The sequence below is a fragment of the Pseudanabaena yagii GIHE-NHR1 genome (assembly GCF_012863495.1).
GTDB lineage: Bacteria > Cyanobacteriota > Cyanobacteriia > Pseudanabaenales > Pseudanabaenaceae > Pseudanabaena > Pseudanabaena yagii.
In genome coordinates this window covers 1,717,913-1,737,709 of the sequence record NZ_JAAVJL010000001.1, presented here as the reverse complement: position 1 = coordinate 1,737,709, position 19,797 = coordinate 1,717,913, and the positions used below count along the sequence as shown (strand labels likewise).

The following is a 19,797-nucleotide window of genomic DNA, read 5'->3' as shown; positions in this document are numbered from 1 at the left end:
CGTCCAAGCATTCATCCATCCGTCTGAAAGTTGGGGAAATCAGATCATGGATAACCTTGACGTGATGATTTGGTCACTGTCTCTGCCCGATCTCACTCCCCTTTATTTCAATGCAACTGCTACCCAAATTTATCAATGCGATCGCGAAGAATTACTTGCCAATTCGCAGCTTTGGTTAGAGGCGATTGCTATTGAAGATCAGCCCAAAATGCAGGAGGCGATCACCCAAGCGCAAGTATCAGGAACGTCGCGTCTCAATTATCAACTGCAAATGCCCAACGGCGAAAGATGTAGGTTTTCGGTACGTTGGAAAATATTTAAAGATGAATCAGGCTCACCTATTCGCCTTGATGCGATCGCGACGGCAATTAGCGACTTACATACAGTTGCCTTTAAACATAAAGAAACTGAAGTAATTCTCTATCAAGGTGAGAGTTATTATGATCAAGCGATCCAAAGAAATAGTGAACTAATTCTGCGGTCAAGACCTGACACTACCATCACCTTTGCAAATGAAGCCCTATGTCGAATCCTAGAATGTAAACTAGAAGAATTGATTGGGCGGAAATGGATTGATTTTGCTGATCCTAATGTTTTAGAAAGTGTCCTCGAAAATATCTCTCTACTCAATCCTGACAAACCAAGTTTTATCTTAATAAATCGCGATCAACGTCCTAATGGACAAGTGGGCTGGATTCAGTGGATTAAACAAGGGATTTTTAATGAAGATGGGAAGCTAATTGAGATCCAGTCAGTGGGGCGAGATATTACAGATCTGAAACTAGCAGAGCTTGGCTTGCATAATCTAAATTTAGAACTAGAGAAGCGCATCACTCAAAGTAATGCAGACTTACGCCAGAGTGAAGCCCGTAATCTAGCAATTCTTCATGCCCTGCCCGATCTATTACTCTTACTCAAGCCCGATGGCACTTGTCTACAGTGCATCATGCCGACATCTCAAGACAAATCCAAATATTTACCCATTCAACATCACATTTCGGAAGTATTAGATGCAGAGGATCTTCAAACTCAGTTAAGAATATATGAAACCGCGATCGCTACAGGTGAAGTCCAAATCTATGAACATCAGTTAACGAAATTTGGCAAAACTGTCTATGAAGAAGTACGAATTGCTCCCTATTGTGAAAATGAACTCTTAGTAATTGTGCGTGATATTACCGATCGCAAACAAACTGAGCAAGAGCTTCAAAATGTCACCGATCGCCTGACCCTTGCCTTAAAATCCGCATCCATTGGCATTTGGGAATGGGATATTGCCAATAACTGTCTAATTTGGGATGAGCGTACCTATGAACTCTATGGCATTAACCCCGATCATGAACTTGATGCCTATTTAGCATGGGCTAATCGTGTCCATCCGAGCGATCGCCAATTCACTGAAAACGAGGTACAGCTAGCTTTAAGCGGCGAAAAGGACTACGAACCAGAATTTCGGATCGTGCTACCCGATGGCAGTATTCGCTATATCAAAGCCTATGCCATAGTTCAGCGAAATGATGAGGGTATACCCCTGCGAATGCTTGGAATCAACTTTGATATTACCAATCGCAAGTTAGCAGAAGCGCAGTTAATCAAGACTGATACCCACCTCAAAACGGCTCAGCGAATCGGGAAGCTAGGCAGTTGGGAATTTGAAACTAGTACAGGAACTCTCACTTGGTCAGAGGAAGTGTTTCGGATTTATGGACTCGAACCGAATACTGAGCCACCCAGTTATGAAGAACTCCAGCAATATATCCATCCAGATGACTGGGAAAATTTTAATAGCACAGTTCAAACAGCGCTCACTTGTCAGAAAGCCTACGATCTAGAACATCGCATCATTCAATCCAATGGCAGATTGATCTATGTATTAGCTAAGGGAGAAATGGTGTATGACAACTCAGGAAAATTAACGCATATCATCGGCACTGCCATTGATATTACAGATCGCAAAGTAGCTGAGCAAAATCTCCAAAATCTCACCGATCGCTTAACTCTCGCCTTAAAATCAGCAGCGATCGGCATTTGGGAATGGGATATTCTTCACGATATTATCCTTTGGGATGATCGGATGTGTGAACTCTATGGAGTCAGTCCAAATCAATCGATCAGCAACTACTTAACTTGGCGCAGCAGTATTCATCCCCATGATTTAGCGATCGCTGAATCCGCTATCCAATTAGCTCTCCGAGGCATCAAAGACTACGATGTCGAATTTCGGATTGTCTTACCCGATGGCAATACGCGCCATATCAAAGCCTATGCCCTGATCCAACGTAATGATCAGGGTGATCCCTATCGCATGATTGGGATTAACTTTGACATTACCGATCGCAAACTCGCCGAAGCAGCCTTAAATCATAGCCATGACCTGCGAGAGGCAATATTTAACGAATCTACAGATGCCCTCTTTTTAGTTGATACCACCACATTACTAACGATTGACTGTAACCTTCCCGCCGTACAACTCTTTGAAGCATCCGATAAAAATCAACTGATTGGCATTAAAGGGCATATCCTTCAGCGCTATCAATTTTCTGATCTAGAAATTGCGGCTATTAGCCTAGAGCTTACTAACAAAGGTTTTTGGAGCCAAGAAGTGGAATACGTTACTTGCCAAGGTAAACTCTTCTGGGGGAATCTTGCGGTTAAACCAATCACAATTGCAGGCATTACCTTGAACTTAGTGCGCGTCACCGATATTAGCGATCGCAAGCAGGCGGAAGCACAGATTCTCCAAACATCGCAACAACTAGAAAGTACCAATCGCGAATTAGAATCCTTTTGCTATTCTGTTTCCCATGATTTACGCGCCCCATTACGTCATATCAACGGATTTGTGAATGCCTTACAACAAAGGATTAAGAAGCATGATGCACTAGATGATCCTAAAGTGGATCACTATTTGCAAGTAATTGATCAAAGTAGCCACAAGATGGGTAATTTAATCGATGGATTATTAGTTCTCTCGCGCTATGGACGCAAACCCCTAGAGAAAAAACAAATTTCCATGCGAGAACTAGTCGATGAAGCAATTGAAATTGTCCGCAGCGATCCTCACCATAATTCCCGCCTTGAATTTGCGATCGGAGACTTACCAAATACTGTTGGCGATCCGATTCTCTTGCAACAGGTATTTCGTAATCTCATTGGCAATGCCGTCAAATTTAGTCGTAATCAGCCTCAACCTCGGATCGAAATTGATAGTTTGCCCGATCAAACGATTAGAATTAAAGATAATGGCGTAGGCTTTCAAATGGAATATGCTGATAAACTTTTTGGAGCCTTTCAAAGGTTACACAGCGAACAAGAATTTGAAGGTACAGGCATTGGTTTAGCGATCGTGCAACGTATTATTCAACGACATGGAGGTTCTATTTGGGCAGAAGGATATCCCGATCAAGGTGCAACTTTCTTTCTCAAGCTTTAACTAAAAGGTAAGGATAGGCGAAGTTGATCGCCACCTATCCTTAAGCATATAAATCCTTGGCTCTAAATATATGGAATATATGGAATTTATGGATCCAACCCACATTTTGCTAGTTGAAGATGACCCCAATGATGTCGAGCTAATTCAAATTGCTTTAGACAGTTACAACTTTGTCAATAAAATCGACGTAGCCGCAGATGGTGAACAAGCTGTGCATTATCTTTTTGGGCGCAATGGTCAGCCTCCCACTCAACCCTTACCAAGGCTAGTACTTTTAGATTTAAAGCTCCCCAAGATTGATGGTATTCAGGTATTAGAGATGATTCGTAGTAATCCTCTTACCCGTAACCTTGTAGTAGTAGTAATGACTTCTTCAGCCGAGAATCGTGATTTAAAAGCTTGCTACGATTTGGGGGTCAACAGTTATATCGTCAAGCCTTTGGATTTCCAACAATTTGTTGAGATGTCGCGACAGGTAGGTTTTTACTGGATGATGCTCAACCAGTTGCCCTCAAATAATTAATGTGACGCGGCGAAGTCGCGTCACATTAATTATTTGAGGGCATTTGTGCCTGACTTCGCAAGGCCTGGAGTTTAGACTAAAAAAGGTAAAAAAGGCAGAGTAAAAGAGATACAAACTGCCTAAAGTAGATGAAAAGTAAAGAGACATCTACAGCCATGATTATTGATAAACTACAAGACTTTCGTCAACAGGTATATAGATTTTTAGGGAACGGACGGGATGCAATATTTGACTTGATGGATGCAGTATTGACCAGTCCGAGAGTGAAATCATTTGTAGAATTATCGTTATCCGCAGTGTATCGAAGAAAATGGTCAAGTCTGTATGAATCATTAAAAGACAGTCGCCCCAACCGAGGCAGGATAAGACGGTTATGTGTGGAACAAATACCCAAAGACATCCGCCCTTTGCTAGCAGGAGACCATACAGGATGGGGAAGACCCCATGCCAAAACGCTAAAAGACAGGAGTTTTGTGCATCAACCGAATTTGGTAGAAGGGAACAAACCGATCGTGTTAGGGCATGACTACAGCACCTTGGCATGGATACCAGAGATGACAGGGAGTTGGGCAATCCCGTTATGTCACGAGCGGATCAGTAGTTTTGAGACAGCAGGGCAAAGAGCCGCATTCCAACTGAGTCAAGTATGTCGAGATTTAACGGTAAGACCAATCGCTACTTACGACAGTGAATATGGCAGTGCCGTCTTTATGAATTTGACTGAGGATATCCCTGCCGATTTACTAATACGTCTACGTCCTAACCGATGCTTATACAAAGCCCCTGCGCCCTACAGTGGTTATGGTCGTCCTCGTAAGCATGGGGATAAATTCCAACTTGCCAATGCTGATAGTTGGGGAGAGCCATCGGCAACTTTTAGCTTAGAAGATGAGACGGTTGGACAGGTGCAAATCCAGCAATGGTCTAACTTACACTTTCGGCAAGCAGCCCAACGACATATTCAAGTTATTCGAGTTACACATTCTCATTGCTCTGGTTTGTGGTTAGCTTGGGTGGGTGAACAGATGCCGACTTTAGACTCCCTTTGGCGCTTGTACTTACGTCGTTTTGCCATCGACCATTGGTATCGTTTTGCCAAACAAAGATTACATTGGACTCTTCCCCATTTGTTGACTCCTCAGCAAGCTTTGCGTTGGAGTGACCTTATGCCTTTACTCTCTTGGCAATTGTGGTTGGCTCGTCAACTGGTTATTGATACTCCTTTGCCTTGGCAGAAACCTCAAACCAATCTTAATTTTGGTCGAGTCGCTCAGGGCTTTGCCGCACTTTTGGTCAGGATTGGCTCTCCTGCTTGTTCTCCCAACCTCGTGGTAAGTCTCTCGGTTGGAAATCTGGACGCAAGCGTTCTCCTTTTTCTCGCTTTCCTGTCGTCAAAAAACGAGCTTCTCGCTCGAAAAAGGTCAATCAAGACTACCTTAATTCCTAACTTTCAATATTCTCTTTTTCTCTCTCTTGCTTTTTCTCAGTTCTCCGTTTTCTGGGTCACTTTTTCCTGCTCTTTTTCTGATTCTCTTAATCAACTTAGTCTAAATTCCAGTAAATTAAGACATAAAAACAAAAAGGAGTTGCGGTGCAAAGCGCCGTAACTCCCTTCTGATTAGGGATGAAAATTAATTCTAATAAGGGTTTGCTTGGCAAGTAAAACAAAAGTAAATAATACTTTTTATAGCAATTTATGTAAGTAAAAATACTATTTAGATGCCTTGATAAAAATGGCATAAAGTAAAATGCATCCTATTGATGTTTAAAGTAGTACAGAGCAAATTTTGAAAGTGTGGCTTTACCGTGCTTTCAAAATTTACTTCGGATTTTCAGTTAGCGCAAAGTGCTGTATTTAATTAAAATTATTCTGTTTTTGATGGGGACTGTAGAGTTAATTTATGATGAGTCAGTTATGGAATCTGTAAAACAGAATGTTGGGCTAATTGTGATTTTAGGGGCAACGGCAACAGGGAAGACGAGCCTAGCGATCGCTCTGGCGAAACATCTCAATGCGCCAATTTTGAGTGCTGACTCGCGCCAAGTTTATCGCTATCTCGATATTGGGACAGCCAAGCCAAGCATCGAGGAACGTCAAGGAGTTCCCCATTACTTGATTGATATTATTGAACCTGACCAAACCTTGACCCTTGCCGATTATCAAGATCAAGTCCAAACTTTGATCGCCAAGTTCCATGCAGAAGGCGTTACACCCATCTTAGTTGGTGGGTCGGGGCTATATATTAAGGCAATTACCGCAGGACTAAAGATTCCCCGTGTCCCACCGCAACCACATCTGCGATCGCAACTTGAGGAATTAGGACAACACTATTGCTACCAAGTCTTACAACAGGTCGATCCTGTGGGAGCAACAAAAATCCATGCCAACGATCAAGTCAGAACTTTGCGATCGCTAGAGGTGTTTTATGTAACGGGTCAGCCTCTCTCATCTCAGCAATACGAGCAACCACCAAGTTATCCCATTGTCCAGATTGGATTGGATTGTGCTGATCTGGGTGCTTATCGGAAACTAGTAGGCGATCGCACTGAGCAAATGTTGGCACAGGGTTGGCTTGATGAAATTCGTGATTTGCAACAGCGCTATGGTGTATATCTGCCGCTTTTAAAAACCCTTGGCTATGGTGAAATGTCTGATTATTTAGCCAATAAAACTGATTTAGCAACGGCAAAAGAACTCACGATTATCCATACCTGCCAATTTGCCAAACGCCAAAGGACATGGTTTCGCGGTTCGGGTAATGGTGATTTACCAATTCATTGGTTGCCGACAGGTAGTACTTGGGAAGATGCGATCAGCATTTTCATAGCTAGAGTGTAACAGTCTCCCTAGTCGATTCTCTCAGTCTCTCCACATCGCGCATCGGTGGTGTCCCAAAGAGTCGCTTGTACTCTCGGCTGAAGTGAGAAGAATCGTCATAACCCACACGGTAGGCAGCACTGGTAGCATCGAGGTTCTGCCCTAGCATCAAACGGCGAGCTTCTTGGAGCCGCAGTTGCTTCTGGAACTGTAAGGGACTCATTGCGGTGATAGCCTTAAAATGATGGTGGAAGCTTGAAACGCTCATGCCAAGCTCTTGTGCGATGCTTTCAATCCGCAGGGGCTGATTAAAGTCCTTACGAAGGCGATCGACGGCTCTAGCAATTTGATGGGTGTTACCACCCAGAACGGCAATATGACAGAGACGACTACCTTGATTTCCCATCAGGAGTCGATAAATGATTTCCCTTGTGATCATGGGTGCGAGCATATGAGCTTCCGCAGGAGAATCTATCAGTCTGACCAGCCGTACTACAGCGTCTAAAAGATTGACATCCAATGGACTTACATCAAGTGCTTTCACATTAGTACGGCTGTGCGATGATGGATGCTCTGCTTCGACCATCACTGAGCCAACTAGGGTAGGATCGAGATCGAGTCTAAGGCTAAGGTAAGGTTTCGCCTTGGATGCTTCTAGAATCTGGCTGACAATCGGCAGTTCGACTGTCGCCAGCAGATAATGCATTGGGTCGTACTGATAGCGATCGCTGCCTAGAAAAATTTCCTTACTGCCTTGGGCAATCACACAAAAGGCAGGGATAGAGACACTATGAATGCATTCCGAAGGTGCGGAGGCGCGGTTGAAGTGCAGTCCTTTCAGTGGCTCAATCTTCCCATCATCACGAATAGTCTGTGCAATCCTCTCAGTTAGCTCGTCTCTATAGGCTTGCGCTCTTTCTGCCTCGCGCTTTGCCTGAGGATCATTGACTAAATTCATATCAGATGTGGCTCCTGTTCTGACAACATTCATTTTTGAGATTTGCAGGATCGTACAACTATCTTAGACGATTGTTCTATTGCTTTAGCCTCAGGATGTCTAGAATAAAGCTAAAGCAATGAAGAATGATTTCGGATTCTTACAGGAATTCTGGATTTTTATTCAAGAGAGACCTTGGCTTTTATTGGGCAGCACACGCATCTTTATCAGGAATATGAACCCATGTATAAAACGAAAGCATACTCAGCAGCTAGTTCAACATCGCCCCTGTCATCCACCCAGATCGTGCGACGCGACCCAACCGAACACGACGTTCAGATCGAGATCCTCTTCTGTGGTATCTGCCACTCCGATATTCATTCGGTGCGTAACGAGTGGAGCAGCATTATGTCTACGGTCTACCCGATTGTCCCCGGTCATGAGATCGTCGGTCGCGTCACCAAGGTCGGTTCGGCAGTGACCAAGTACAAGCTCGGCGATCTCGCTGGGGTTGGATGCTTAGTTGACTCGGATGGTACTTGTCCTCATTGCAAAACGGGGCTTGAGCAGTTCTGCTCGAATCTGACGCTCACCTTCAATTCTCCTGACAAGCACCTCGGAGGCGTTACCTATGGTGGCTACTCCGATAGTATCGTCGTCGATGAACGTTTCGTTCTGCATATTCCCACTAACCTCGATCTCGCTGGAACTGCGCCGCTCCTCTGCGCTGGGATCACCACCTATTCTCCCCTGCGCCACTGGGGCGTTACCAAGGGTAAAAAAGTTGGTGTGGTCGGTCTTGGTGGGCTGGGTCACATGGGTGTGAAGTTCGCCCGTGCTTTCGGAGCGCATGTCGTCGTCTTTACCACTTCGCCCAACAAGAAGGAGGACGCACTACGCCTTGGTGCTGACGAAGTTGTCGTCTCCCACAATACCGATGAAATGCAGAAACACGCTGGCAGCTTCGATTTCATCCTCGACACCGTCTCTGCTAAGCACGACATCAATGCCTATCTCAACCTGCTCCGTCTTGACGGCAACATTACCCTTGTTGGCGCACCTGAGAAGCCTTTAGATGTCTCGGCATTTAGCCTAATCATGGGTCGTCGCAGTCTCTCTGGCTCTAATATCGGCGGCATTGCGGAAACCCAAGAAATGCTTGACTTTTGCGGAGAACATAACATCACTGCCGATGTTGAAATCATCCCAATCCAGAAGGTCAACGAAGCCTACGAACGGCTGCTCAAATCTGATGTGAAATACCGCTTCAGTATTGATATGGCATCCCTTAAATCTGAATAAGCGAGGTGAATCTTCAGAATAAACATGAACGACTACTCGCAGAGGAGGTAAACGTGGATACCAACCGCTTGGAGGCATTCAGCGATGGCGTTTTCGCGATCGCCATCACTCTGCTGGTGCTCGAAATTAAAGTGCCGCCACCCAGCACGGCTCTTGGGATAGCACTCCTCCAGCTTTGGCCGTCCTATCTCGCCTACATAGTGAGCTTCTTGGTGATTGGCGCAATCTGGATCAACCACCACGCTATGTTCAAACATATCGTCCGCGTGGACGGAACCCTGTTGCTACTGAACGTTCTTCACCTGCTGCTGATTGCATTCTTGCCGTTTCCAACCGCCGTGCTTGCGGAAGCGTTCCACCGTGGCATGGATGAGTCAATTGCCGCCGCCTTCTACGGTGGAGTTTTGACCATCATTGGTATCTTCGTCAACGCTATGTGGTGGTATGCCTCTCAGGACGGGCGGTTGATCAGTGTCCACCTCACCGTGACAAAGATTCGGAAAATCAAACGGCAGTACCTCGTCGGTCCGATCGTTTATGCGATCGCTACCGTGGTTGCGTTGGTCTTACCTTGGCTGGCAGTACTACTCTTTATCCTCCTGAATATCTTCTATCTATGGCCTCGCTGGGGGCATCAGATCATCCCATCTTGCATCGATGATTCCACGGTGAGCAGCGATCTCAGCGAAGACGACTGACAGAAACTAGATAGATCGACATCAAAGGAGAAATTATGCAGAAGGTTGTCTTGAACAACGGGTTGGAAATGCCCATTTTGGGATTCGGTGTCTTTCAAATGAATGATCTGGAAGAATGCGAAAGAAGTGTCTCGGACGCGATTGAAGTCGGCTACCGTCTGATTGACACGGCAGCTTCTTACGGTAACGAAGAAGCTGTTGGCAAAGCCATCCAAAAGAGCGGCGTGGCGCGAAATGAGATTTTCATTACTACCAAACTCTGGATTCAGGATGCTGGTTACGAAAGCACCAAACGGGCTTTCCAGCGATCTCTAGACAAGCTGAAGTTGGATTACCTAGACTTATATCTGATCCACCAGCCTTACGGCGACATTTACGGCGCGTGGCGAGCCATGCAAGAGTTGTATCGAGAGGGTCGCATCAAAGCCATCGGTGTCAGCAACTTCTATCCCGATCGGCTCATAGACTTGATTGTTCATAACGAAGTGGTTCCTGCGGTTAACCAGATCGAAACCCATCCCTTCCACCAGCAGATCGAAACCCAGAAGTTCCTGAAGGAAAACAACGTCCAAATCGAATCATGGGGACCGTTCGCCGAAGGCAAAAACAACATTTTCCACAACGACGTTTTGCTGACTATCGCCAAAAAATATGGCAAAAATGTGGCTCAGGTCATCCTGCGCTGGCTGATGCAACGCGATGTGGTAGCGATTCCCAAGTCGGTTCGCAAGGAACGTATGTCCGAAAACTTCAACATTTTCGACTTTGAGCTAAGCACCGACGACATGGATGCAGTTGCGACGTTGGATAGCAAACAAAGTGCCTTCTTTGACCATCGCGATCCTGCCATCGTAAAAGCGTTGGGCACTAGAAAGATCCATGACTGAGCCGATTTTCAACAAATAAAAACGAATAAAGGAGAAGTATCATGCAAAAACGTATACTTGGAAAAAGCAACTTAGAAGTATCGGCGATCGGGCTAGGCTGTATGGGAATGAGCTTTTCCTATGGCCCGCCTAAAGACACGCAGGAGATGACCACTTTGCTTGGGGCTGCTATCGATCGCGGTATTACATTCTTTGACACCGCCGAGGTCTATGGCCCGTACTTGAATGAAGAGCTTGTGGGCGAAGCCCTCGCTCCATTCCGTGAGCAAGTGGTCATTGCCACTAAATTTGGATTTGATCTCAGTCCTAATTCCGATCCTCGTGGGATGAATGGTGCGCCCAAACTGAACAGCCACCCAGAAAACATTAAGCTAGCTGTAGATGGTTCACTCAAACGACTTAAGGTTGAGGTGATCGACCTACTTTATCAGCACCGAGTTGACCCAAACGTTCCCATTGAAGACGTGGCGGGAGCGGTGAAAGAACTAATTCAAGAAGGTAAGGTGAAGCATTTTGGACTCTCTGAAGCAGGTGTGCAAACAATCCGTCGTGCCCACGCAGTCCAGCCAATCACTGCGCTCCAGAGTGAATACTCGCTGTGGACGAGGACTCCTGAGCAGGAAGTGATACCGACCCTTGAGGAACTTGGCATTGGCTTTGTTCCCTATAGCCCACTAGGTAAAGGCTTTCTCACAGGTAAGATGGATGAAAAAACGACCTTCGATAGTTCCGACTTCCGCAGCACCCTACCTCGCTTCACAACTGAGGCTCTCAAGGCGAATCAAGCCTTGATTGATTTGCTCGGCAGCATCGCAGAAAAGAAACAGGCGACACCCGCTCAGATTGCGATCGCTTGGCTACTAGCGCAGAAACCTTGGATCGTGCCGATTCCAGGAACTACAAAGTTACATCGCTTGGACGAAAACATCGGAGCTATCTCTATCGAACTCACTCCCGACGATCTGCGTGATATTGATGCCACCGCTTCAAAGATCACGGTGCAAGGAGCTAGATATCCCGAAAAGTTGGAGCAAATGACTGGACGCTAGTGCCCAAAAAAAGGGGGTGCTTAGCACCCCCTTTTTTGGAAAGATTTATGATTACTTGATTTTGTCCATAATCGAGAAGATCGGTAAGTACATCCCGACGATAATCGAACCAACCATGCCGCCTAATACCACAATCATCAAAGGTTCCATTAAACTTGTCAGTGCTTTGACCGCTTCCTCAACTTCATTTTCATAGAAGTCAGCCACCTTCATCAACATCTTGTCGATTTCCCCAGTTTCTTCACCAATGCTGACCATTTGCAAAGCCATTACAGGAAATACTTCCGTTTTTTCCATCGCAGGCGCAATTTGACCACCTTCTCGCACCGCATTTCTAGCGGACTCGATCGCATTCGAGATCACCAGATTACCTGCTGTCTCGGCAGTAATTTCCAGTGAAGCCAAAATTGGTACACCTGCACGGGAGAGTGAACCAAACGTCCGTGCAAATCGAGCAACCGCAGTTTTGACGACGAGATCACCAAACAAAGGCAATTTCAAGAACAGACCATCAAAATAGAGCTTCCCCGCAGGGGTTGCATACACGCGATTGTAAGCAAAACCCAATCCAAAGAAAGTAATCGGCAAAATCAAAACCGAGGGACTCTTTAAGAAGTTACTGATATTGACCAATATTTGCGTAAATGCAGGTAACTCACCACCTAAGCTCTTAAATACACCATCGAAAATAGGAATGATGAAAATACACATCGCTAAGAAGATAATCACCGCGATCGAAGTAACTACAATCGGGTAGGTCATTGCTGACTTAATTTGGTTAGTTAAACGTGCCGAGTCCTCAAGCAATGTCGCTAGACGGGCTAATACATCATCCAGCACACCACCCGTTTCCCCTGCTTGCACCATTGCACAATATAGTTTGTCAAAAACCTTGGGGTGCTTCCGCAGCGCATCGGAAAAGTTAGTACCTTGCTGTACATCATCAAGTACTTCCGTGAGGGCGATTTTTAGCCGAGGATTGGAACATTGATCAACCATGACCCCCAAACCACGTACCATTGATACCCCTGCATTGACCAAGGTAGCTAATTGTCGTGAAAACAACGCTAAATCCTTGACCGTTACCTTTTTCATGGTAATGCCAGAAAAACTAAAACCGCTCTTTACCTCTTTGATTTCTTGAATAACAAAGCCTTTTTGTCTCCAAGTATCACGAGCTTCTTTGAGGGTTTCGGCAACCATGGTTTGCTGTACAGATTTGCCCTTAGAGTCCTTTAAATTGGCTTGAAACTTTGCCATGATGACACCTCTTTATAAAGAAATTACAGGTTGAAATAGATAGAAATACTCAACAAGCAAAAACTAACCATTAATTGACTTTGAACGCACCATATCTTGCGATCGTATATCTCCTGTAGCTTTGCGTTTCATTACAGGTGCAGGGTTAGGTCCAACTACCCGTAGTAATTCTTCAGGACGTGAAGTTTTAGACATCGCCGCTTCAAAGGTGATATCTCCATCCAGATATAACTTGGCTAATATCGATTCAAGGGTCTGCATAGAGTCTTTACCACCTGTTTGGATAAAGCCATACATTTGGGCTGTCTTACCTTCACGAATGAGGTTAGCGATCGCAGGTGTAACTACCATGATTTCCTGTGCCATTACCCGTCCAAACTGTCCAGGTTGAGGATTATGACGAGGGATAAGGGTTTGGCTCAATACTGCTACGAGGGAGTTGGAAAGCTGTACGCGAATTTGTCCTTGCTGCTCTGGGGGAAATACATCAACAATACGGTCTACGGTTTGAGATGCGGAGCTAGTATGCAACGTTCCAAATACGAGATGTCCTGTTTCCGCAGCAGATACTGCGAGCTGAATTGTTTCTAAATCGCGCATTTCTCCTACAAGGATGACATCAGGATCCTCACGTAAGGCTGCTTTCAAAGCATTCGCAAAGGTTTTTGTATCTTCCCCCACCTGACGTTGGTGAATCACACTCTTGACAGATTCATATACAAACTCAATCGGATCTTCGACTGTAAGGATATGTTCTGCACGAGTTTTGTTGATCGTTTGGATCATTGCTGCGAGAGTGGTGGTTTTCCCCGAACCTGTGGGTCCTGTTACCAGTACTAGTCCCCGTGGCTTTTCGCTAAGTTCACGCACAATAGGCGGTAGGTTGAGATCATCCATATCAGGAATCTTGGAAGATAGCGCCCGCAGGCAAGCCGCAATGGTTCCCCGATCCTTATACACATTCACCCGAAATCTAGCTAATCCTTTTACACCGTAAGAACAGTCCAATTCCCAAGTTTGCTCAAGGGTTTTGCGCTGATTATTATTTAACATCGCGAAGATCAATCGCTGACATTCTTCTGGTGTAAGGGGATCGCGATCAGTGCGGGTGAGGTGACCATTAATACGAATGTAAGGTGGAAGCCCTGCGGAAATATGTAAGTCTGAGCCCTTGCGCTCTACCACTTCTTCCATCAAGTCTTCGATGATATAGTCCATTACCATAGCGAATAATTCTCCTGATCAAATCCTAATAAGTTGCATAATTCCCTGTATCTTGTTTAAAACTTGCGCTTTACCCAAGTTATCCCAACAATTTCTCAACAAGTGTCTCAAATAATTATCTAAAAGATTCTTAGCGGTGAAAGTAACTACTAAAAGCTTTTCACCGCTAAATATTTAGAAGGTTCTAGGTGTAGTGCAGTACGGACATTCAACGGTTTCGGGCGTGAGCATCGCATCACAGTTGTCGCACTCCAGCCCTTTACCGCGACGAGCGCGTTCTTCGGCTTCTCTACCTTTATCGGTATAAACCACGCGCAATACTTCATCAAGGGTGGTTGTACCTAGTCTGACGAGATCAAAGGCATATGCCATCAGGGTTTTCATGCCTTCTTGCACAGCAATTTCCTTGATGACTTCGGTAGTAGCTCCCTTGTTAATCGCGCTTTGCAGACGCTCGGTCATCTTCATGATTTCATAGACCCCTGCACGACCTTTATAGCCAGAGCCGTTACATTTAGGGCATACACGCTGACCGGGAAGCATGGCATCACGGTTAACAATGTTGGCGCGGTAGAAGGTCTTTTCAAGATCGCTACTGGGTAATCCAAAGCGATCGAGTTCTTCTTGGGATGGATTGTAGGGGATGCGGCAGTTGTCACAGACACGGCGCAATAAACGCTGGGCGAGTACACCAATGATGGCGGTACTTGCCATAAATGGCTCGACACCCATTTCTTCAAGACGGGCAATACAACTAGGCGCGTCGTTAGTATGGAGGGTGGTCAGTACTAAGTGACCTGTCAGCGCTGCCTCGATCGCAGTTTTGGCTGTTTCTGCGTCACGGGTTTCACCCACGAGGATTACGTCAGGATCTTGGCGCAGGAATGCTCGGAGAATACTCGCAAAGGTCATCCCCTTTTCACGCAAAACTTGACATTGGGTCAGTCCAGGCAAGTTATATTCAACGGGATCTTCGGCGGTACTGATGTTAATACCAGGGTCGTTACATTCAGCGAGGGTTGAGTATAGGGTGGTTGTTTTGCCTGAACCCGTAGGACCTGTAACAAGGATCAATCCATAGGGACGTTTGGCAAAACTTTGCATCAGTTCTAAACTTTCGGGATCACTGATTAACTTATCGAGCCCAAGTTGGGTATTGGAGTTATCCAGAATCCGCAGACAGACTTTCTCACCATTTTGAGTAGGGCAAGTATTGACGCGAAAGTCTACACGACGACCTTGGAAATTACGCTTGAGTTTGCCATCTTGGGGAACCCGTTTTTCCGCAATGTTGAGGTTAGAGATAATCTTGAAGCGGGAGATTACTGCATTGATAATGTTCTTAGGTAAACGCTTGTTATCACTAAGGAAGAAGTATTCACGGAGAACGCCATCTTTCCGCAGGCGGATACATAGGTCTTTTTCCTGTGGCTCGATGTGGATGTCTGAACATCCTTCCTTGAGTGCTTTGACAAGAATTTTATCGACGAGGCTGATAATTGGGGCGGAGTTTTCACCGCCAACCATGAGTTCATCACCTTCATCCGCATCAGATATATCTTCGCCAAAGACATCATCCTTGACTTGGAGATCTTCGTCACTGATGGCTCCTTCAGCCTTGGCACTCTTGTTGACTTGAAACTGGACAATGCCGTCAAATATATGGTGGAAATCTTCACGAGCAATCACGCGCCTAATTACGGTGATATTTTTGAGCAGGCGGGCGATCTCATTTTGGACTTTATAACTATCGGGGGCAACTACGGCAAGGGTAATGCTATTTTCAGTTTTAATTAGCGGCAGCATCTCACAGTCGCGGCAACTGGAGATGGGGAGGATATTGGAGTCGAGTAGGGCACTGAGGGTGGGGATGTCAAATTTATCAACTTCAACATCGGGATCAATTGGCTCAATGCCATAAAGAACACGTAGTTCAAAAAGTTGCTGGCGCTTGTAGTAGCGGGTAATGTCGGGGGCGAGTTGCTGCCCCAAAATTTGCTCTAGGGCGTTGAGAAATGGAACGTTCTGTTCTTGGCTATCCTTGACAGCGCGATCGAACTGGTCGGAGGTAGCATGTCCTGCTTGAATTAGTTTGCTCTCAAAGGGAGTACGACCTCCTCGTTTGGCAAGAGCTTTGGTTCTGTTTCTGCTGGCGGCGGTGGATGGCGCTTGATCTGATGTATTCATAGCCCAAGAGTTCCTAAGATTTCATTACCCAAGTAATAAGTTTACGATCGCCTAGAATTGTAGATATTTATTGGGGATATTTCTTTAGAAATTTATAGATCGTTTATGGAGATTTATTTCCAAGATTGTAAAGAAATATTGCCAAAAACCTTCATTTCCAATTGATCACAAAGCCATGTAAGGCGATCATAGGCGATCATAACTTTTTACATAACTATATGGGGCAAAAATACCATAACTGTTTCATAGTTTTTACAAAACATCGAGTTTTCTCATCAAGATATAGCAGCCCTAAATCATTTGTAGATTTTGGGGTTTGTGGAAGCGCACCATTTAGGATTGCTATTTTGTAGAGAGGGTTTGCTATGGTTTTCTGAGAGATTGCCAACGGATTTTGGGATGCTGGACGAGCATTTGTGCGATCGCGATCGCACCTTTTTGATTTAAGTGACTCGGATCAGAAAAAAGTTCTGCTTGATTTTGGATTGCTTGGGAAATATCGAGATAGGTAAAGCCTTCTCGCAGAGCAAGTTCCTGCATTCTGCTGTTAAAAGTCGCTTCATAGCGGGTGCGAATCGCATCAAGGTAAGTGTTATGTAAGGGCATATTCACCACCAAAAGCTCAATATTATTGCGGCGGCAAAAATCGACGACATTGGCAAAGGCATCAAACTGGGAACCAGTGGTCTCGAAATTGCGATAGTCGAGATCGTAGTCCCCGGGTACTTGGGGAAATTTCTGGAAATAGGTTTTGGGATCAAAAGTGACATCGAAGGCAACAAATCCTTTGGAATCAAGGGCAGTAGCTGTACTTGGCATTGTTGCGGCAATCAAGGCTTCACTGTTGCTCAGCATATGGGTATTGCGATCAAAGCCTTTGACAACAGAAGTTCTCACCTCTTGACGGTTTGCCGTGGTCGCAAAAATGCCATTAAAAACTTGGTTGAGAGGGTTTTCGGGTTTAGTGGCAATATTGGGCGACTGTGGTTCGGGATTGATCCCATTATTTTTTAAGGTTTCCTGCAATTGCTTATAGCCTGTGGAAGCGGTGATTTCGTCATAGGTAATGTCGCTACGACTGCTATTAAAAGCTCTGAGACCATCTGCCCAAATAATCATGCGGGGAAGTTGGGGACGGGAAAGGATTTGGGTGACTTGCAAATTGACGACCTTGGCAGTTGCCCCATCAATACCCAGATTAAAAACACTGGCTCCCTTGTAACCTCTATTAACTAATTCTTTTTCGAGAATGTTTGGTTCTACGCCCCGTAATGCTCTCGAACTACCGACGATTAGCACATCAGGCGATCGCTTTTTGTTGGTGATCTGCCAATCTAGCAAAGCCAATTTTTCATTAAATAACGCGATATTAAAATTCAGCGCAGGTTTGTTGGTAATGCCTTTATCTGGAGGATTTTCTTGCAGATTGATCTTAGAATCGGCGATGACTAACTTTGTTTGCTCTTGGGGCTGAGCATAATGATTGAGGGTGCGATCGATCGCTACAGTTGCCCCAATCCCGATCGCTATACTCGCTACACAGACAGTGACGGAAGGCATTTGTGGGGAAGTGTGACCAACTATCTTGGTAGCTGCCATAAAGCGATCGCCTAGATAGCCTATTAATCGCTGCCAAGGACTCAGCTCAACATCTTCGCTTTGACTAGCGATGAGGTCGGGGGACTCTGTTACTAAATTCTCTTGTATATCAGGATTGGAATCAGCCGTGCCGATCGCTAATAAATCGATCTCAAATGACCAACTCGGCTTTTTTTGACCCAGAATCCGACTCGATACGGTGACTGACTGAAAATATTCTGATGCTTTGACCTTGCGTAAGGTATTCAACATGGGCAGAGCTACTTCAGCCTGCAAAAGACTAGTGCGAGTCTCACATAATAAATTGAGGCAATTGTTTTGCAAAAGTAACTTGAGCTTAGTTTGCGCGAGTTTTGGATCTGACTGAAAGACCGTTAGTAAAGCGGCGATTACCTCAGCCGCCACGATCGCTGATGGTGCGATCGGTAAGTCCACCCCCAAAGCCCATGCCTTGCCATGTAACTTGAGCCGCCGAATTCCTTCGGCAAATAAAACTGAACCCTCTAAATCCTGAGTACTTGGGGCGATCGCCTCTAAAATTTGGGTGGCACATCCCACTTCAGGATCTTGACTATAAATATATAAGCAATCCCCCTTTTGCTTCGTATGCGAAAATTTCAGCCCTGATAGACTTTCGGGCAAAGCGATCGCTGCTGCTGATTCCCTTCCCAAATCGGCATCTGACTCTGGACTCTGATCAGTAATTTTACTCAATCGACTTATAGTCAAACTTGTGTTTACACTAGGTAAATCTGAACTTGCGTCCGTTGATATTGGATTTGCATCTAAGGATGTTATTTCCATTGGATATAGAGAGGTCAGCAGGATGAAAATTTTGCTATAAGGTTAGCACGGCGAATTCACGACGGTATAAAAAGTTATTAGGTTTCTATGCAAGAACCCAACTATCCTCAAAATGAATCTATTCGCATTGATACCCTGCGATCGCTAAATATTCTTGATACACCGTCAGAAGAGCGTTTTGATCGTCTTACTAGGCTAGCTAAGCGATTATTTGCAGTGCCAATTGCCTTAGTTAGTTTGATTGATGTTAATCGTCAATGGTTTAAGTCCTGCATTGGCTTAGAGGTAAAAGAAACAGCCAGAAATATTTCCTTTTGCGGTCACGCGATCCTCGAAAATGATATTTTAATGATTCCTGATGCCACCCTTGATGAGCGATTTTATGACAATCCTTTAGTGACGGATGAGCCAAGAATTCGCTTCTATGCTGGGGTTCCCCTCGTTGTGGCAAATGGCAGTAAAGTCGGTACGCTATGTCTCATTGATCGCCAACCTCGAACCCTCAATGATGAAGAGCAAGAGCTATTGCGTGATTTGGGGCATTTAGCTGAACAGGAGCTAGCCGCCATCCATCTTGCTACTATTGATGAACTAACTCAAATCTCCAATCGGCGCGGGTTTAAAGCCCTGTCTACCCATGCACTCAATCTATGTAAGCGGTTGAATAGGACTGCATCACTATTTTTCTTTGATTTGGATTTCTTCAAGGAAATTAACGATCGCTATGGACATGCCGAAGGCGATCGCGCCTTGATTGGGTTCAGTAAAATTTTGCAAGAGACTTTTCGGGAGTCAGATGTCATTGGTCGGTTAGGTGGCGATGAGTTTGTTGCCCTATTGACCAATGCCGATCAGACAGATGGTCAGCTAGTCCTCAAACGCCTTGATCAAATCCGTACCGATTTTAATCAAAGGGAAGCGCGTGGTTATGATATCCAGTGCAGTGTCGGCATGGTGGAGTTCGATCCTCATCGCCATCAATCCATTGATGATCTTTTGCAAGATGGCGATCGCTTGATGTATGCCCAAAAGCAAATGAAGCGTAAATCAGGCAATTAGAAGAAGTTTTCGCTTTG

Annotated in this window: 13 protein-coding genes and 1 pseudogene; 9 read left to right on the top strand and 5 right to left on the bottom strand. The window is 45.2% G+C overall.

Translation table 11 applies throughout. The annotated features are described in order from the left end of the window. Positions 1 to 46 precede the first annotated feature (46 nt). The 4 genes and pseudogenes from HC246_RS07970 (at position 47) to miaA (ending at position 6,795) form a co-directional block, all read left to right on the top strand. Positions 47 to 3,433 carry a PAS domain-containing sensor histidine kinase gene (locus HC246_RS07970; RefSeq protein ID WP_169362918.1) on the top strand — a complete coding sequence of 1,129 codons (3,387 nt, stop codon included), beginning with the start codon at positions 47 to 49 and terminating at the stop codon, positions 3,431 to 3,433. 88 nt (positions 3,434 to 3,521) lie between these two features. After that, positions 3,522 to 3,956, top strand: coding sequence for a response regulator (locus tag HC246_RS07965; protein ID WP_211167647.1), 435 nt, complete (start codon positions 3,522 to 3,524; stop codon positions 3,954 to 3,956). 155 nt (positions 3,957 to 4,111) lie between these two features. Then, positions 4,112 to 5,403: pseudogene (locus HC246_RS07960) on the top strand (NF041680 family putative transposase). A gap of 468 nt (positions 5,404 to 5,871) precedes the next feature. After that, entirely contained in the window at positions 5,872 to 6,795 is a 924-nt protein-coding gene (gene miaA / locus HC246_RS07955) for a tRNA (adenosine(37)-N6)-dimethylallyltransferase MiaA (RefSeq protein ID WP_169362916.1), read from the top strand. On the opposite strand, the gene HC246_RS07950 is transcribed toward miaA, so the two are convergent. Continuing rightward, positions 6,785 to 7,765 carry an AraC family transcriptional regulator gene (locus HC246_RS07950; protein ID WP_211167646.1) on the bottom strand — a complete coding sequence of 327 codons (981 nt, stop codon included), beginning with the start codon at positions 7,763 to 7,765 and terminating at the stop codon, positions 6,785 to 6,787. The two genes, miaA and HC246_RS07950, sit on opposite strands and share 11 nt — an antisense overlap. Before the next feature lie 189 nt (positions 7,766 to 7,954). Between HC246_RS07950 and HC246_RS07945 the strand changes: the two genes are divergently transcribed. Genes HC246_RS07945 through HC246_RS07930 form a run of 4 tightly spaced genes read left to right on the top strand, consistent with a single transcriptional unit; the run spans position 7,955 to position 11,647 of the window. After that, a complete protein-coding gene (locus HC246_RS07945) occupies positions 7,955 to 9,013 on the top strand; it encodes an NAD(P)-dependent alcohol dehydrogenase (protein WP_169362915.1) in 1,059 nt (352 codons plus the stop codon). A 53-nt stretch (positions 9,014 to 9,066) separates the two neighbouring features. Beyond that, positions 9,067 to 9,711 (top strand): TMEM175 family protein, encoded by a 645-nt coding sequence (locus tag HC246_RS07940; protein WP_211167645.1) that lies wholly within the window; start codon positions 9,067 to 9,069, stop codon positions 9,709 to 9,711. A gap of 35 nt (positions 9,712 to 9,746) precedes the next feature. Next, on the top strand, positions 9,747 to 10,598 hold the full coding sequence (locus HC246_RS07935; protein WP_169362913.1) for an aldo/keto reductase: 852 nt from the start codon (positions 9,747 to 9,749) through the stop codon (positions 10,596 to 10,598). Between the two features lie 41 nt (positions 10,599 to 10,639). After that, positions 10,640 to 11,647: an aldo/keto reductase gene (locus HC246_RS07930; protein WP_169362912.1), complete on the top strand. Its 1,008-nt coding sequence runs from the start codon at positions 10,640 to 10,642 to the stop codon at positions 11,645 to 11,647. A gap of 51 nt (positions 11,648 to 11,698) precedes the next feature. Here HC246_RS07930 and HC246_RS07925 read toward each other — a convergent pair whose 3' ends face one another. From HC246_RS07925 to HC246_RS07910, 4 genes are all read right to left on the bottom strand, one after another. Then, positions 11,699 to 12,907: a type II secretion system F family protein gene (locus HC246_RS07925; RefSeq protein WP_169362911.1), complete on the bottom strand. Its 1,209-nt coding sequence runs from the start codon at positions 12,905 to 12,907 to the stop codon at positions 11,699 to 11,701. A 63-nt stretch (positions 12,908 to 12,970) separates the two neighbouring features. Then, positions 12,971 to 14,125 (bottom strand): type IV pilus twitching motility protein PilT, encoded by a 1,155-nt coding sequence (locus HC246_RS07920; protein ID WP_169364526.1) that lies wholly within the window; start codon positions 14,123 to 14,125, stop codon positions 12,971 to 12,973. A gap of 180 nt (positions 14,126 to 14,305) precedes the next feature. Continuing rightward, positions 14,306 to 16,318, bottom strand: a complete 2,013-nt coding sequence (locus tag HC246_RS07915; RefSeq protein WP_169362910.1) for a GspE/PulE family protein — start codon at positions 16,316 to 16,318, stop codon at positions 14,306 to 14,308. Positions 16,319 to 16,681: 363 nt separating this feature from the next. Then, positions 16,682 to 18,631 carry a D-alanyl-lipoteichoic acid biosynthesis protein DltD gene (locus HC246_RS07910; protein WP_169362909.1) on the bottom strand — a complete coding sequence of 650 codons (1,950 nt, stop codon included), beginning with the start codon at positions 18,629 to 18,631 and terminating at the stop codon, positions 16,682 to 16,684. A gap of 177 nt (positions 18,632 to 18,808) precedes the next feature. On the opposite strand from HC246_RS07910, the gene HC246_RS07905 reads away from it, so the two are divergent. Further along, positions 18,809 to 19,780, top strand: a complete 972-nt coding sequence (locus HC246_RS07905; protein WP_169362908.1) for a sensor domain-containing diguanylate cyclase — start codon at positions 18,809 to 18,811, stop codon at positions 19,778 to 19,780. The last annotated feature ends 17 nt before the right edge of the window (positions 19,781 to 19,797 follow it).

Excerpts from the sequence above, each read along its gene's own strand:
- HC246_RS07970 (WP_169362918.1), top strand. The coding sequence starts at position 47 with ATGGATAACCTTGACGTGATGATTTGGTCACTGTCTCTGCCCGATCTC.
- HC246_RS07965 (WP_211167647.1), top strand. The coding sequence starts at position 3,522 with ATGGATCCAACCCACATTTTGCTAGTTGAAGATGACCCCAATGATGTC.
- miaA (WP_169362916.1), top strand. The coding sequence starts at position 5,872 with ATGGAATCTGTAAAACAGAATGTTGGGCTAATTGTGATTTTAGGGGCA.
- HC246_RS07950 (WP_211167646.1), bottom strand. The coding sequence starts at position 7,765 with ATGAATGTTGTCAGAACAGGAGCCACATCTGATATGAATTTAGTCAAT.
- HC246_RS07945 (WP_169362915.1), top strand. The coding sequence starts at position 7,955 with ATGTATAAAACGAAAGCATACTCAGCAGCTAGTTCAACATCGCCCCTG.
- HC246_RS07935 (WP_169362913.1), top strand. The coding sequence starts at position 9,747 with ATGCAGAAGGTTGTCTTGAACAACGGGTTGGAAATGCCCATTTTGGGA.
- HC246_RS07930 (WP_169362912.1), top strand. The coding sequence starts at position 10,640 with ATGCAAAAACGTATACTTGGAAAAAGCAACTTAGAAGTATCGGCGATC.
- HC246_RS07925 (WP_169362911.1), bottom strand. The coding sequence starts at position 12,907 with ATGGCAAAGTTTCAAGCCAATTTAAAGGACTCTAAGGGCAAATCTGTA.
- HC246_RS07920 (WP_169364526.1), bottom strand. The coding sequence starts at position 14,125 with ATGGACTATATCATCGAAGACTTGATGGAAGAAGTGGTAGAGCGCAAG.
- HC246_RS07915 (WP_169362910.1), bottom strand. The coding sequence starts at position 16,318 with ATGAATACATCAGATCAAGCGCCATCCACCGCCGCCAGCAGAAACAGA.
- HC246_RS07905 (WP_169362908.1), top strand. The coding sequence starts at position 18,809 with ATGCAAGAACCCAACTATCCTCAAAATGAATCTATTCGCATTGATACC.